Below are 13339 nucleotides of genomic sequence, written 5' to 3' on the forward strand. Positions count from 1 at the left end.
GGCGGTGAGCTTGCAAAAATTGCGCGAGCAAAAAAATCGGTGCCGCACGCTGAGGTGCGGCGGGGCTGGGCCGGCTTGCGACCCTGTTGGGTGCCGATTGTAGGCGCTGGCCCAATCAGCGGGCACAGCACTCCAGATGGGCTGCAGACAAGGCGACAGGCGCGCACCTGGCTGCAGCAGTTGCCGCCCCGCCCCCGCCCCCGCCTGCCAGCTAGGCGCGCAAGCGCGCCGCCCACTGCCCGGCTGCGGCCAGCGGCAGCAGGGTCTGCTCGGTGAGGGCACCCGGGGCGTCGGCGCGCAGCGGCTTGACCGCCACCTGGCCGGCGGCGAGTTCGGCGGCACCAAACACCAGCGCGTAGCGCGCGCCGCTGGCATCGGCTTTCTTGAACTGCGCCTTCATGCCGCTCAGGCCCTCGGGCCCGGCAGCGTGCATCTGCACCGCCAGCCCGGCCGCGCGCAGTTGGCGCAGCAGGGGCAGCACCTGCGCCATGGCCTCGGGCTGCGGCACCACGGCGTAGCAGTCGGGCCGCGCTGGCGGCGGCAGCTTGCCCTGGAGCTTGAGCAGCTCGAGGATGCGCTCCATGCCCAGCGCCCAGCCCACGGCGGGTGCCGGCTTGCCGCCGATCTGCTCCAGCAGGCCGTCGTAGCGCCCGCCCGCGCACACCGTGCCCTGCGCCCCCAGGGTGTCGGTGACAAACTCGAACACGCTCAGGTTGTAGTAATCGAGCCCGCGCACCAGGCGCGGGTTGATGCGGTAGCCGATGCCCAGTGCGTCGAGCAGCGCGCGCAAGGCCTCGAAGTGCGCCAGCGACTGCGCGCCCAGGTAGTCGATCAGCTTCGGGGCCGCCTCGATCAGCGCCTGCAGGTCTGGGTTTTTGCTGTCGAGCACGCGCAACGGGTTGCTGTGCAGGCGCCGGCGCGCGTCGTCGTCGAGCTGCGCCGCGTGCTGCTCGAGATAGGCGATCAGCGCCTGGCGGTGTGCCAAGCGCTCGGGCGGCTGGCCCAGGCTGTTGAGCTCGAGCCGGATGTCGCTCAGGCCCAGCTCGGCCCACAAGTCGGCCGCCATGGCAATGAGCTCGGCATCGACGTCGGGGCCGGCAAAGCCCAGCGCCTCGGCCCCCACCTGGTGAAACTGGCGGTAGCGGCCGCGCTGCGGGCGCTCGTGCCTGAACATCGGCCCGAGGTAGTACAGGCGCTTGGGGCCGTCGTAGAGCTGGTTGTGCTCCAGCACCGCGCGCACCACGCCGGCGGTGGCCTCGGGGCGCAGCGTGAGCTGCTCGCCGTTGAGCCGGTCCTCGAACGAGTACATCTCTTTTTCGACGATGTCGGTGACTTCGCCCAGGCCGCGCACGAACAGCGCCGTGGGTTCGACGATCGGCGTGCGCACGTTGCGGTAGGCGTAGCGCGCCATCAGCTCGCGCACCCGGGCTTCGAGCCACTCCCAGTGGCCGGAAGCGGGCGCAAAAATATCGTTCATGCCTTTGACGGCACGCAAAAGTTCAGGCATGGGAGGAAAAACGCTGTTCGATGTAGTGTTGTACGATCTGCTGAAACTCGGCCGCGATGCCGTCGCCGCGCAGCGTCAGGCGTTTTTCGCCGTCGATGTACACCGGCGCCGCCGGCGCTTCGCCGGTGCCGGGCAGGCTGATGCCGATGTCGGCGTGCTTGCTCTCGCCGGGGCCGTTGACGATGCAGCCCATCACCGCCACCTTGAGGTTTTCCACGCCGGGGTAGCGCTCGCGCCACTGCGGCATGGAGCTGCGCAGGTAATCATCGATCTGCTTGGCCAGATCGAGGAACACGGTGCTGGTGGTGCGGCCGCAGCCGGGGCAGGCGGTGACGCTGGGGACGAAGTTGCGCAGGCCCAGCGCCTGCACGATCTCGAGCGCCACCACCACCTCTTGGGTGCGCGACTCGCCCGGCTGCGGCGTGAGCGAAACCCGGATGGTGTCGCCGATGCCCTGCTGCAGCAACACCGCCAGCGCCGCGGTCGAGGCCACGGTGCCGCGCACGCCCATGCCGGCCTCGGTCAGGCCCAGGTGCAGCGGGTAGTCGCAGCGCCGATGCAGCTCCTGATAGACCGCGATCAGGTCTTGCACGCCGCTGACCTTGCACGAGAGCACGATGTCGCCCGGCGCCATGCCCATGGCCTGCGCCTGCTGCGCCGACTGCAGGGCCGAGCTGATGAGCGCTTCGATCATCACCTGACGCGGCAACCAGGGTTGGGCACGGCGCGCGTTCTGGTCCATCAGATCGGCCAGCAGCTCTTGGTCCAGGCTGCCCCAGTTGACGCCGATGCGGATGTGCTTGTCCCAGCGCAGCGCAGCCTCGACCATCTGCGCAAACTGCCTGTCTTTTTTGTCGCCCTTGCCGACGTTGCCGGGGTTGATGCGGAATTTGGACAGCGCCTGCGCCATGTCCGGGTAGTCTTGCAGCAGGCGGTGGCCGTTGTAGTGGAAGTCGCCGATCAGCGGCACCACCACGCCCATGCGGTCCAGATGCTCGCGGATGTGCGGCACGGCGCGCGCGGCCTCGTCGTTGTTGACCGTGATGCGCACCAGTTCCGAGCCGGCCTGCGCCAGTTCCTTGACCTGGATCGCGGTGGCGATGGCGTCGGCGGTGTCGGTGTTGGTCATCGACTGCACGCGCACGGGCGCGTCGCCACCCAGCGCCACCCGGTGCGCGCCCCAGCGCACGATGCCCTGGTGGGTTTTGCGGCGCGGGATTTCGGGCAGCGGCGGGGGAACGTCGGCACAGAGCCGGTCGGTGTTCGGGTTCACAGGGCTTTACCTCACTTGCAGGCGCGCGACGTTGTTGCGGCTGACGGTGTTCAGGTCGGCGGGGGCACCGCGCACGCTCACGCGCACGGCGTCGGCGCGGCCGATGACCAGTTGCAGCGGCAGGTCGTGGTTGAAAACCACCGACTCGCCCGGCTGCAGGCTGCGCTGCAACAGCACCTGACCCGAGGCGCCGGTGACTTGCACCCAGGTGGTCTGGTCGGCGCTCAGGCGCAAGACCTCGGGCTGCGCGGCGGCCGGTGCGGCCAGCGGGGCGCTGGCAGCCGTGGGGTCTGCGGGGACGGCTGCGGGGACGGCTGCGGGGACGGCTGCGGGGACGGGTGTGGGGGCAGGGGTGGTGGTGGGTGTGGGCACAGGCACAGGCGATAGACGCGGCACCGGTGGGGCCGCTGGCGCAGGCGCAGGCGTCGGGGTGGCAGCCGGCACATCGGGCTGGGCCGCTTCAGGGGCCTGAGCAGCCAGTTGCGGCTCGGCGCCGGGCCGTGCCGGCCCGGGCGCCGGCTGGGGCAGCAGGAACCAGAGGGTGAGCGCTGCCACGAGCAAGAACAAGGCCACCGCCACGGGTGCGCTCACACGCTGCATCGGAGCGCTGGCGGCACGCGCCAGCACCGTGCTGGCCGTTGCACCGGGCAAGGGCGTGTGCAGGGCGTTCTCGGGTTCGCCCAGGCGCACCCGGGTCAAGGCAGGCAAGGAGGCCAGAATGGGGCCGGGGTCGGCCTTGAGCACCCGGCACACGCTCGCGGCCAGCGCGCGCGCAAAGGTAGGGTCGGGCAGCTCGTCGTAGCGCCCGGCCTCGAGCGCTTCGAGCTGGCGCACCGGCACCTTGAGCATGGCCGCCAAGGCCTCCACACGCAGGCCGGCGCGCTCGCGCACCTGGCGCACGGTCAGCGCCGCTCGATCGGGCGCTGCACCCCCCGGGTGCGCGTCTGCAGAGCCAGGCAATGGCTGCGGGCGTGGCTCGCTACTCATCGAAGGCCCCTCGCTCGTAGGCATTGGCCTGCCGCGAATCGGGGAAGCGACGCAGCAACTGGCGCGCGAGCTGCTGCGCTGCCTCGCGGTTTTGCAGGCGGTTTTCGACGCGGATCGCCAGCCAGAGCGATTCGGCATTGGCAAACTCGGTCTGGTTCAAGCGACGCAGATAGAAGCGGGCGCGCTCGCTCTCGTTGCGCTGGTGGTGCAGCAGCGCCAGGTTGTAGAGCGTGACCGGTTGCGCGGGGTCGAGCTCAAAGGCGCGCGTCAGGCTCTGGATGGCCACAGCGGCCTGACCCGCACGCGCTTGGCAGATGCCCTGCACCATCCAGGTGCGCCCCGGCGAGGCATAGGCCGGCGCGCGCAGGGCTTGCGCAAACGATTGCTCGGCCTCGGCAAAGCGCTGCTGCTGGCACTGCAGCCAGCCCAGGTTGTGCCAGCTGTCGCCGTCGCGCGGGGCCAGCCGCAGCGCCTGCTGCAAACTCTGCTCGGCCAGCACCGGCTCGTTGAGCTGCATCAGCGCCAGCGCGCGCAGGTTGTGCGCCGCTGCCAGGCTCGGGTCGGCTTGCACGGCGCGGTTGGCTTCTTCGAGCGCCACGGCGGGCTGGTTGTTTGCCAGAAAGGCGGCGGCCAGCTCGAGCCGGATCTGGGCCCGGCGCTGGGCCTCGGTGGGCTCGGTGGTGCCCACGGTGAGCGCCGTCGGCTGGTTGGTGCCGCCCGGGCTGGCGCAGGCCGTCAAACCCAAGCCCAAGCCGAACGCCAGCAGCAGCAGGGCCGCGGCACGCCACAAAGGCGCCAGGGGCTGGGCGCGGCTCATGGCAGGGCCTCGCTGCGCGGCTGCCAGACGATGGGCTGGACCGAGTCGGTCTGCACCCGCCCGGCCTGCCCTGCGTCGGCTGGTCGCGGACGCGCCAGCCGCTCGGCCGCCCCGGTGCGGTCTTGCACCTCGCCGGCCAGTTGGCCACAGGCGGCGTCGATGTCGTCGCCGCGGGTCTTGCGCACCGTGGTCACCAGCCCAGCGGCGTTGAGCCGCTGCGCAAACGCCTGCACCCGGGCCCGGCTGGAGCAGCGCAGGCCAGAGCCGGGGAAGGGATTGAAGGGAATCAGGTTGACCTTGCTCGGCACGCCTTGCCCGCGGTGCCCTTGCAGCAGGGCGAGCAACTGCTCGGCGTGCGCGTCCTGGTCGTTGACGCCGTCGAGCAGGCAGTATTCAAAGGTGATGAAGTCGCGCGGCGCCCGGGGCAGGTATGCCAGGCAGGCGTCGAGCAGTTCGGCGATCGGGTACTTGCGGTTCAGCGGCACCAGATCGTCGCGCAGTGCGTCGCTGGGCGCGTGCAGCGACACCGCCAGCGCCACCGGGCAGTCGGCGGCCAGGCGCTCGATCATCGGCACCACGCCCGAGGTCGAGACCGTGACGCGCCGGCGCGACAGGCCGTAGGCGTGGTCGTCGAGCATCAGGCGCAGCGCCGGCAGCAGCGCGGCGTAGTTTTGCAGCGGCTCGCCCATGCCCATGAGCACCACGTTGCTGATCACGCGCTCGCTCGAACCGTGCCCCTGGTGGCCCAATTGGCGGCGCAAAACATGCTCGGCAAACCAGAGCTGGGCCACGATTTCGGCCGTGCTCAGGTTGCGGCTGAAGCCTTGGGCGCCAGTGCTGCAAAAGCGGCAGCCGACGGCGCAGCCGGCCTGGCTCGAGATGCACAGCGTGCCGCGCCCGTCTTCGGGGATGAAAACGGTCTCGACGGCGTTGCCGTCGCCGACGTCGAACAACCACTTGATGGTGCCGTCGGCGGATTCGTGCTGCGCCAGCACCGGCAGCGCACGCACTTCGCACAGCCCGGGCAGCTTGTCGCGCAGGCTGCGCGCCAGGTCGCTCATCTCGGCAAAGCGCGCCTCGCCGCGCTGATGGATCCAGCGCAGCAGTTGCACGGCGCGAAAGCGCTTTTCCCCCAGCCGCTCGCAAAAGGCGGCCAACCCGTCGAGGTCGAAACCGAGCAAATTGGCCGTCATTGCATGGTCAGCGGGTATAGACGTTGAGGCCAGCGAAGAAGAACGCCACTTCGGCGGCGGCGGTCTCGGGGCCGTCGGAGCCGTGCACGGCGTTGGCGTCGATGCTGTCGGCAAAGTCGGCGCGGATGGTGCCCGCAGCGGCTTTCTTGGGGTCGGTGGCGCCCATCAGGTCGCGGTTTTTGGCGATCGCGCCCTCGCCCTCGAGCACCTGGATCATCACCGGGCCGGAGACCATGAAGTCCACCAGGTCCTTGAAGAACGGGCGTGCGCGGTGCACGGCGTAGAACTGCTCGGCCTCGGCGCGCGAAAGCTGCACCAGCCTGGCCGCCACGACCTTGAGCCCAGCGGCTTCGAAGCGGCTGGTGATCTGGCCGATCACGTTTTTGGCAACGGCGTCGGGTTTGATGATGGAGAGGGTGCGCTCGAGGGCCATGGGGTGTCCTGAATGAAATCTTGGAAGTGAAAATGGGGCAAGCGCGGGATTTTAACCCGCTCTCAGCGCGTTGGGCCGGCTTTGGGGCCGCGCGCGGCACCGCGCCTGGGGCCTGAGGAGCCGAGGCCGGGGCTGGGTCTTGGACCGGCACCGGGGCTGGGGCCACCGCGCGCGCTGCTGCGGTCGGTGTGGCGCCCCGTGCGCCCGGTGCGACCGGTGTTGGGCGGCATGGGCGCGCCATCGACCCATTTGGGCGCACTCGGGCGCGGCCCCTGGCTGCGGCCCCGCGACGGCTGGCGCTTGGGTGGCGCAGGCGGCTGAAACTGGCGCGCGCGCGACTCCAGTGTGCGGTCCATGCCCGTGGCCTCGGTCAGGCGCGCCACGTCGCGCGCGTCGAGCTCCATCCAGACGCCGCGGCGCAGGCCGCGCGGCAGGGTCACGGCGCCGTAGCGGATGCGGATCAGGCGGCTGACCGCGTGCCCGAGCGACTCGAACATGCGCCGCACCTCGCGGTTGCGGCCTTCGGCTATCGTCACCCGGTACCAGCAGTTGGCCCCTTCGCCGCCGCCGTCTTCGAGCGTCTGGAACTGCGCTGGGCCGTCGTCGAGCAGCACGCCATCGAGCAGCTTTTGCTTTTCCTCGAGGCTGAGCGCACCCAGCACGCGCACCGCGTATTCGCGCTGCAAGCCAAAGCTGGGGTGCATCAGCAGGTGCGCCAGTTCGCCCGAGTTGGTCAGCAGCAGCAGGCCCTCGGTGCTGATGTCGAGCCGCCCGACCGACTGCCACTTGCCGCTGTAGAGCCGGGGCAGGCGGCGAAACACCGTGGGGCGGTTTTGCGGGTCGTCGTGCGTCACCACCTCGCCCGCCGGTTTGTGATAGACCAGCACGCGCGGCGGCAGCGGGGCGATGCGCACCTTGATCAGGCGGCCGTTGACGCGGATCGCGTCGCCGATCTGGATGCGCTGCCCGACGTGGGCCGGCTCCCCGTTGACCGAGATCTGGCCTTGGGCGATCAGGCGCTCCATCTCGAGCCGCGAACCCAGCCCGGCCTGCGCCAGCACCTTGTGCAGCTTGGGCGCTTCGGCCTCGGGCTCGAGCACCCGCTTGGACTGCGCCGCGGGCTGCTCGGGCACAGCGGACAAGTCGGCATCGAAAGCCCCCGACACCACGGCTTCGAAGCCCACGGCGTCGGCTGGCGTGGCCACTTGGGCCTCAGGCAGGGGCGCCACCGCGCGCGGCGGCCCCGAGCGTGCCGGCCGGGGGGCGGCGGCGGCGGCCGCGCGCTGGCGCGGCGGCCCTGCGGGCGCCCTGGGGCCTGCTGGGCGGGCGGAGGGGGCTTGGCGTTTGGGTGCTGGGTTCATTGGGGTTGTGAGGTCAAGTGTAGGGGCGCGGCAGCGGGCGGCGGCTCGGCGGCCGCTGGCACCGTGGGCAGAGCGGCCAGCGAGGGCAGCGCGAGGTCGCGCAAGAACTGGCGCGTGGTGGCGTACAAGGCCGGCCGGCCGGCGCTCGGGCGCTGCCCCACGACCTCGATCCAGCCGCGCGCTTCGAGCTGCTTCAAGATCCCGCTGTGGATGCTCACGCCGCGCAGGTCTTCCATTTCGCCGCGCGTAACCGGTTGCCGGTAGGCCACGATCGCCAGCGTTTCGAGCACGGCGCGGCTGTACCTGGGGGGCTTTTCGGGGCGCAGGCGCTCGAGGTAGGGCCGCACTTGGGCGCGACTGCGGAAACACCAGCCGGCGGCCACCTGCACCAGCTCGAGACCACGCGGCGCCCACTGCTGCTGCACATCAGCCAGCGCCGCTTGCAGCTGCGCCGGCTGCACCTCGCCCTCAAAAGCGGCGCAGAGCTCGGGCTCTGAAAGCGGCTCTAGGGCGCACAACAGCACGGCTTCCAGGTACAGCGGCAGGTCGGCAGGGTTCATGGGGTGGCGGGCTCGCTGTCGAGCGACCACAAGGATTCGTCATTGTATTGCAGCTGCGCCGCCACCAGCGCCTGCACCAGGTCCGGCGGGGCCTCGCTGCGCCAGCACATCCACTGCCCGCTCGCCGGGTGGCGCAAGGCCAGCTGATGCGCGTGCAAAGCCTGGCGCTGCAAACCCAGCGCCGGCGGGCCGCCATACAGGGTGTCGGCCACCAGCGCGTGCCCGGCCCACGCCAGATGCACCCGAATCTGATGCGTGCGACCGGTGTGCAGCTTGCAGCCCAGCAAGCTGCACTGGCGGCCCAAGGCCAGCGGCCGCACATGGGTCAAGGCCGGCTTGGCGCCCGAATGCTCGGGCCCGAGCACGGCCATGCGCAGACGCTGGCGCGGATCGCGCCCGATCGGCTGTTCGATCGTGTGTTGCGGCCCGTGCCGCCAGGCCCCGTGCACCAGCGCCAGATAGACCCGGTGCACCTGGCGCAGCGCGATCTGGCGCACCAAGGCATCGAAGCAGGGCTGCGTTTTGGCCACCACCATCAGGCCGCTGGTGTCTTTGTCGAGCCGGTGCACGATGCCTGCGCGCGGCAAGGTGGCCGCGCCCGCATGGTGCGCCAGCAAGCCATTGAGCAAGGTGCCGCTCCAGTGACCGGCCGCCGGATGCACCACCAAACCCGCCGGCTTGTCGAGCACCAGCAGGTGCGCGTCCTCGTACACCGGCTGCAGCGCCATGGGCTCGGGCACAAAGGCGCTGGCTTGGGCAGTGGGGCGCAGCTCGATCGCGATGCGGTCGCCCACGCGCACCTTGTGCGCCGGCTTGGCGCACCGGCTGCCATTGAGCTGCAGCGCCCCTTGCCCGATCAGGTTTTGCAGCCACGCGCGCGAAAACGCGGGCAGGCGCGCCGCCAGCACCCGGTCGATGCGCTGGCCGTGTTCGCCCGCCTGCGCCAGCCAGTGGCGGCATTCGGGCGCGAGCGCCTCGGGGGCTTCGTCGGCCTCGTCGTCGAGCGGCGGCGTCGATATAATGGGTTTCGTCAATCTTTGGTTCCGCCACGCGAAGGTATGCACACGATGTTTTCGAGCCGATTATCCGCTTTCGCTCCGGCGCGGGCCCGTGCAGGCCGATCCCTGGCGGCGCTGGCCGTTGCGGTCAGCCTGCTGAGCGCCTGCGCCAGCGGCCCCACCGCCGACCCGACCGCCGACTGGAGCCCCAACCGCCTGCACGCCGAGGCCGTGGCCGAGCGCGACCGCGGCAACTTCGAACGCGCGATCACGCTCTTCGAGCGGCTCGAAGGCCGCGCTGCCGGCACCATTCTGGCGCAACAGGCCCAGCTCGAGAAAGCCTTTGCCCACTACCGCGCCGGCGAACAGGCGCAAGCCATCGCCACGCTGGACCGCTTCATGCGCCTGCATCCGACCAGCCCGGCGCTGGACTACGCGCTCTACCTCAAGGGGCTGGTCAACTTCCAGGACAACCTTGGCTTTCTGGGTGCCTTGGCCCGCGTCGACCTGTCGGAGCGCGACCAGCGCGCCGCGCGCCAGTCGTTCGAGGCCTTTCGCGAACTGGTCGATCGCTTCCCCCAGTCGCGCTACGCCCCCGATGCCCAGCTGCGCCTGGCGCACATCGTCAATTCGCTGGCTCAGGCCGAAGTCAACGTGGCCCGCTTCTACCTGAGCCGCGGTGCCTACGTGGCAGCCATCAACCGCGCCCAGGTGGCAGTGACCGACTTCCAGGGCGTGCCCGCCGCCGAAGAGGCGCTGTTCATCAAATACCGCGCCTACCAGGCCCTGGGCATGACCGACCTGGCCGCCGACGCGCGCCGCGTGCTCACGCTCAACTTTCCCCAGAGCGCCTTCCTGGGCCAAGGCCCGGCACCCGCACGCGCTGCGTCCTGGTGGCGCTTCTGGTGAGACACAGGGCGGCACACGCGCCCTGCGGTGCATCGACCGCGCCACCAGCCCCTGCCCCAGCGCCGCCCAACCAGCTCACCCCCGCCCCGCCGGCTTCGGCCGGGTGATGCGCTGTATCTCGCGGTACAGCGGCAGCAGGCGTTCGTACATCTGGCAGTACACGCTGGCGTAGAGTTCGTCGTAGATCTGCCGGTTTTGGGCGTTGGGCTCGAAGGTGCGGCCAAGGCGCGTCATGCTGGCCACGGCCGTGGGGAAATCGCGGTGCAGCCCCAGGCCCACGGCGGCGTCGATCGCTGCGCCCAGGCCCGAGGCCTCATAGACGTGCGGGCGCGCGGTCTGCAGCCCAAACACGTCGGCGGTGAGCTGCATGGCGGCGTCGCTCTGCGAGCCCCCGCCCGCGACCCGCAGGGCCGTGATCGGCACGCCGCTGCGCTGCTCGATGCGCTCCTTGCCCTGGCGTAAGGCATAGGCCAGGCCCTCCAGGATGGCGCGGTAAAAATGGGCGCGGTTGTGCACGTCGCCAAAACCGATCACGGCGCCCTTGGCTTCGGGCCCTGGGTGCTTGAGGCCCGGCGACCAGTAGGGCTGCAGCAGCAGCCCCATGGAGCCGGGGGGCACCGCCTCCACCAGCTGGTCAAACAAAGCCTCGGGCAACACCCCCTGCTCAGCGGCGCGCAACTGCTCGGCCAAGCCGAACTCTTCCTTGAACCAGTTCACCATCCAGTAGCCGCGGAAGATCTGCACCTCGGTGCTGTAGTAGCCGGGCAAGGCCGCCGGGTACGGGGGGATGAACGCAGTGACCTCGACGTAGCGCCGGCTGGTGGCGTTGATGGTGGCGGTGGTGCCATACGACAGGCAGCCGATGTCTGGCTCCAGACAGCCGGCGCCGAGCACCTCGCAGGCCTTGTCGGCGGCGGCGGCCAGCAGCGGCAGGCCGACCGGGATGCCGGTGTCGTGTGCGGCGGCGGCGCTGATCGACCCCAGCACCGCGCCCGGCGGCAGCAGCCTGGGCAGCATGCGCTGGCGGATCGGGGCCAGCGCCTGCCACTTCCAGTCCAGCGCCCCAGCCCAGCGCTGGCGCCTGTAGTCAAAGGGCAGATAGCCGACCTGGGAGCCGCTGGAGTCGACGAAATCGCCACACAGGCGGTAGTTCAGGTAGCCCGAGAGCAGCAGATACTTGTGCGTGCGCTGCCAGACCTCGGGTTCGTGGGCGGCGATCCAGTTGGCCTCGGCCTGGCCCAGAAAATAATCGATGGTGTCGTTGACCCCGAGCAAGCCAAAACCGGCGCGCCACCACCAGCTCAGGCTGGGCACCTGCTCGGTGCGGCGCTGGTCCAGCCAGAGCATGGCGGCGCGCAGCGGCTGGCCGTGCCGATCGAGGTTGATGACGGTGCCGCGCTGGGTGGTGACCGCCACCCCCTTGATCGAGTCTTTGGGCACCGGGCAGTGCAGCCACAGCCGCTGGCAGGCGCTGCACAGCGCGCGCCAATAATCGTCGACCGGATATTCTGCCCAGCCCGGCTGCGCCGAAAACCCGGCCGGCAAGGGTTCTTGCGCCTTGGCAACCAAGCGGCCCTGCAGATCAAAGAGCAGGGCACGCACGCTTTGCGTGCCGTTGTCGATGGCGAGCAGGTGTTCCAAAGCGGGCAGACGAGGCAAGGGTCGAGGCACAAACGGCGGCCAACGCACCGTGGCGCATGGCAAGCCGCTGCGCCTCGGGTACAAAAAAACCGGCCGCAGCCGGTTTGTATCACGCCGTGGCCGTGCCGATCGGCCTCAAGCGGTCTCGCCCAGCACGCTGACGTTGACATCGACCACCACGTCGGTGTGCAAGGCCACCTGCACCGTGTAGTCGCCCACGTTCTTGAGCAGGCCGTTGGGCATGCGCACTTGGGCCTTGTGCACGGCGAAGCCCTGGCGGTTGAGCTCGTCGGAGATGTCGTGGTGGGTGACGGAGCCAAACAGGCGGCCATCGACACCGGCTTTTTGCGACAGCTTCAGGCCCACACCGCCCAGCTTGGCTGCCAGCTCTTGGGCGGCAGCGAGTTTGGCCTCGGCGGCTTTTTCGAGCTCGACGCGGCGCGCCTGGAACTCGGCCACAGCGGCCTGGGTGGCGCGGCGGGCGCGGCCGGTGGGGATGAGAAAGTTGCGGGCGTACCCGTCTTTGACCTTGACCACATCGCCCAGGTTGCCGAGGTTGATGACTTTGTCGAGCAGGATGATTTGCATGATTTGGAACTCTTGGCGATTAGACGCGGTGCTGGTCGGAGTACGGCAGCAGGGCAAGAAAGCGCGCGCGCTTGATCGCCGTGGTCACCTGACGCTGGTAAATGGCGCGGGTGCCGGTGAGGCGGGCCGGAATGATCTTGCCGTTTTCGGCAATGAAGTCGCGCAGCACGTCCACGTCCTTGTAGTCCACCTCGACCACACCGGCGACGGTGAAGCGGCAGAACTTCTTGCGCTTGAACAACAGCGACTGGGTGTTGCGCTTGGGGCGCTTGTCTTTATTGAAACGTTTCGGAGCAGGCATGGTATGGCTTCCTTAAATGAGCTTGAATTCTTGAATGTGCAGCACAAAGCCCTTGCCGTTGCGGGCGTGGGCCATGAAGCCGTGGGCGTCGAGCGGCGTCCCCAGCGGCAGCCTGGCCAGCGCCTCGGCCATGAGCCCAAAGCCCACCGCCTTCAACTGCAGCGCCACCTGACGCTGCTGCCCCGACTCGGTCTGCACCGACTGGTGCTCGAGCAGCACATCGAGGACCGGAACCGCTGCCGGCGTGTAGCGCAGCGGCTGGGCGCCGACCAAGGTGGCTGTGAGGTGCAGGCGGTTGTGCGGGCAGGCAGGGGGCTGTGGGGCTTCGGTCGGCGGGTTGGCCACGGGCGGATGCTGGCGCCGCCGGTCAGGCCGCTTCTTGCTGGCTGGACTTGCGTGCCTCTTCGCGCTCGACCGAGCGCATCATGGGCGACGGGCCGGTGTCGGCCTGCTTGCGCTGCACCACGAGGTGGCGCAACACGGCGTCGTTGAAGCGAAACGCGTGGTCCAGTTCGGCCATCACGGCTTGGCTGGCCTCGATGTTCAGGCACAGATAATGCACCTTGGACAACTTGTTGATCTGGTAGGCCATCTGGCGCCGGCCCCAGTCTTCGATGCGGTGGATCACCCCGCCGCCAGCGGCGATCATGCCCTTGTAGCGCTCCAGCATGGCCGGCACTTGCTCACTCTGATCCGGGTGGATCAGCATGACGATTTCAAAATGACGCATAGACACTCCTTGTGGGTTTTCCTGTTGCCAGGATGAAGCCG

General features: G+C 69.6%; 15 protein-coding genes. 1 reads left to right on the top strand and 14 read right to left on the bottom strand.

Going from position 1 to position 13339, the window contains the following annotated elements; translation table 11 throughout:
* Positions 1 to 211: 211 nt before the first annotated feature.
* The 9 genes from hisS to AAAZ40_RS09975 form a co-directional block, all read right to left on the bottom strand.
* On the bottom strand, positions 212 to 1507 hold the full coding sequence (hisS, locus tag AAAZ40_RS09935) for a histidine--tRNA ligase (protein WP_476660216.1): 1296 nt from the start codon (positions 1505 to 1507) through the stop codon (positions 212 to 214).
* Complete coding sequence (gene ispG / locus AAAZ40_RS09940) at positions 1500 to 2735, bottom strand: flavodoxin-dependent (E)-4-hydroxy-3-methylbut-2-enyl-diphosphate synthase (protein ID WP_476661725.1); 1236 nt, start codon at positions 2733 to 2735, stop codon at positions 1500 to 1502. The genes hisS and ispG overlap by 8 nt, the downstream gene beginning before the upstream one ends.
* Before the next feature lie 51 nt (positions 2736 to 2786).
* Positions 2787 to 3767, bottom strand: a complete 981-nt coding sequence (locus AAAZ40_RS09945) for a helix-turn-helix domain-containing protein (protein WP_476660217.1) — start codon at positions 3765 to 3767, stop codon at positions 2787 to 2789.
* Entirely contained in the window at positions 3760 to 4584 is an 825-nt protein-coding gene (gene pilW / locus AAAZ40_RS09950) for a type IV pilus biogenesis/stability protein PilW (RefSeq protein ID WP_476660218.1), read from the bottom strand. Before pilW ends, AAAZ40_RS09945 begins: the two co-directional genes overlap by 8 nt.
* A complete protein-coding gene (rlmN, locus tag AAAZ40_RS09955) occupies positions 4581 to 5777 on the bottom strand; it encodes a dual-specificity RNA methyltransferase RlmN (protein ID WP_476660219.1) in 1197 nt (398 codons plus the stop codon). Before rlmN ends, pilW begins: the two co-directional genes overlap by 4 nt.
* 7 nt (positions 5778 to 5784) lie before the next feature.
* On the bottom strand, positions 5785 to 6210 hold the full coding sequence (gene ndk / locus AAAZ40_RS09960; RefSeq protein WP_476660220.1) for a nucleoside-diphosphate kinase: 426 nt from the start codon (positions 6208 to 6210) through the stop codon (positions 5785 to 5787).
* Positions 6211 to 6272: 62 nt separating this feature from the next.
* Positions 6273 to 7571, bottom strand: a complete 1299-nt coding sequence (locus AAAZ40_RS09965) for a pseudouridine synthase (protein WP_476660221.1) — start codon at positions 7569 to 7571, stop codon at positions 6273 to 6275.
* Positions 7568 to 8131 carry an SMC-Scp complex subunit ScpB gene (gene scpB, locus AAAZ40_RS09970; RefSeq protein WP_476660222.1) on the bottom strand — a complete coding sequence of 188 codons (564 nt, stop codon included), beginning with the start codon at positions 8129 to 8131 and terminating at the stop codon, positions 7568 to 7570. Before scpB ends, AAAZ40_RS09965 begins: the two co-directional genes overlap by 4 nt.
* Positions 8128 to 9165, bottom strand: a complete 1038-nt coding sequence (locus AAAZ40_RS09975; RefSeq protein ID WP_476660223.1) for an RluA family pseudouridine synthase — start codon at positions 9163 to 9165, stop codon at positions 8128 to 8130. Before AAAZ40_RS09975 ends, scpB begins: the two co-directional genes overlap by 4 nt.
* A 33-nt stretch (positions 9166 to 9198) precedes the next feature.
* Between AAAZ40_RS09975 and AAAZ40_RS09980 the strand changes: the two genes are divergently transcribed.
* Complete coding sequence (locus AAAZ40_RS09980; protein WP_476661726.1) at positions 9199 to 10038, top strand: outer membrane protein assembly factor BamD; 840 nt, start codon at positions 9199 to 9201, stop codon at positions 10036 to 10038.
* 75 nt (positions 10039 to 10113) lie between these two features.
* On the opposite strand, the gene AAAZ40_RS09985 is transcribed toward AAAZ40_RS09980, so the two are convergent.
* From AAAZ40_RS09985 to rpsF, 5 genes are all read right to left on the bottom strand, one after another.
* Entirely contained in the window at positions 10114 to 11697 is a 1584-nt protein-coding gene (locus AAAZ40_RS09985; RefSeq protein ID WP_476660224.1) for an FGGY-family carbohydrate kinase, read from the bottom strand.
* Between the two features lie 117 nt (positions 11698 to 11814).
* On the bottom strand, positions 11815 to 12267 hold the full coding sequence (rplI, locus tag AAAZ40_RS09990) for a 50S ribosomal protein L9 (protein WP_476660225.1): 453 nt from the start codon (positions 12265 to 12267) through the stop codon (positions 11815 to 11817).
* Positions 12268 to 12286: 19 nt separating this feature from the next.
* A complete protein-coding gene (rpsR, locus tag AAAZ40_RS09995; protein ID WP_045535920.1) occupies positions 12287 to 12568 on the bottom strand; it encodes a 30S ribosomal protein S18 in 282 nt (93 codons plus the stop codon).
* A 12-nt stretch (positions 12569 to 12580) separates the two neighbouring features.
* Entirely contained in the window at positions 12581 to 12913 is a 333-nt protein-coding gene (gene priB / locus AAAZ40_RS10000) for a primosomal replication protein N (RefSeq protein WP_476660226.1), read from the bottom strand.
* A 22-nt stretch (positions 12914 to 12935) separates the two neighbouring features.
* Complete coding sequence (gene rpsF / locus AAAZ40_RS10005; RefSeq protein ID WP_476660227.1) at positions 12936 to 13298, bottom strand: 30S ribosomal protein S6; 363 nt, start codon at positions 13296 to 13298, stop codon at positions 12936 to 12938.
* Between the last annotated feature and the right edge of the window lie 41 nt (positions 13299 to 13339).

It is taken from the genome of Serpentinimonas sp. SMBJO2 (assembly GCF_056341105.1).

What these genes read in the sequence shown, in the direction of transcription:
- rplI (WP_476660225.1), bottom strand. Translation starts at nt 12,267, where the DNA reads ATGCAAATCATCCTGCTCGACAAAGTCATCAACCTCGGCAACCTGGGC.
- scpB (WP_476660222.1), bottom strand. Translation starts at nt 8,131, where the DNA reads ATGAACCCTGCCGACCTGCCGCTGTACCTGGAAGCCGTGCTGTTGTGC.
- rpsF (WP_476660227.1), bottom strand. Translation starts at nt 13,298, where the DNA reads ATGCGTCATTTTGAAATCGTCATGCTGATCCACCCGGATCAGAGTGAG.
- rpsR (WP_045535920.1), bottom strand. Translation starts at nt 12,568, where the DNA reads ATGCCTGCTCCGAAACGTTTCAATAAAGACAAGCGCCCCAAGCGCAAC.
- pilW (WP_476660218.1), bottom strand. Translation starts at nt 4,584, where the DNA reads ATGAGCCGCGCCCAGCCCCTGGCGCCTTTGTGGCGTGCCGCGGCCCTG.
- rlmN (WP_476660219.1), bottom strand. Translation starts at nt 5,777, where the DNA reads ATGACGGCCAATTTGCTCGGTTTCGACCTCGACGGGTTGGCCGCCTTT.
- ndk (WP_476660220.1), bottom strand. Translation starts at nt 6,210, where the DNA reads ATGGCCCTCGAGCGCACCCTCTCCATCATCAAACCCGACGCCGTTGCC.
- AAAZ40_RS09980 (WP_476661726.1), top strand. Translation starts at nt 9,199, where the DNA reads ATGTTTTCGAGCCGATTATCCGCTTTCGCTCCGGCGCGGGCCCGTGCA.
- AAAZ40_RS09945 (WP_476660217.1), bottom strand. Translation starts at nt 3,767, where the DNA reads ATGAGTAGCGAGCCACGCCCGCAGCCATTGCCTGGCTCTGCAGACGCG.
- AAAZ40_RS09965 (WP_476660221.1), bottom strand. Translation starts at nt 7,571, where the DNA reads ATGAACCCAGCACCCAAACGCCAAGCCCCCTCCGCCCGCCCAGCAGGC.
- hisS (WP_476660216.1), bottom strand. Translation starts at nt 1,507, where the DNA reads ATGCCTGAACTTTTGCGTGCCGTCAAAGGCATGAACGATATTTTTGCG.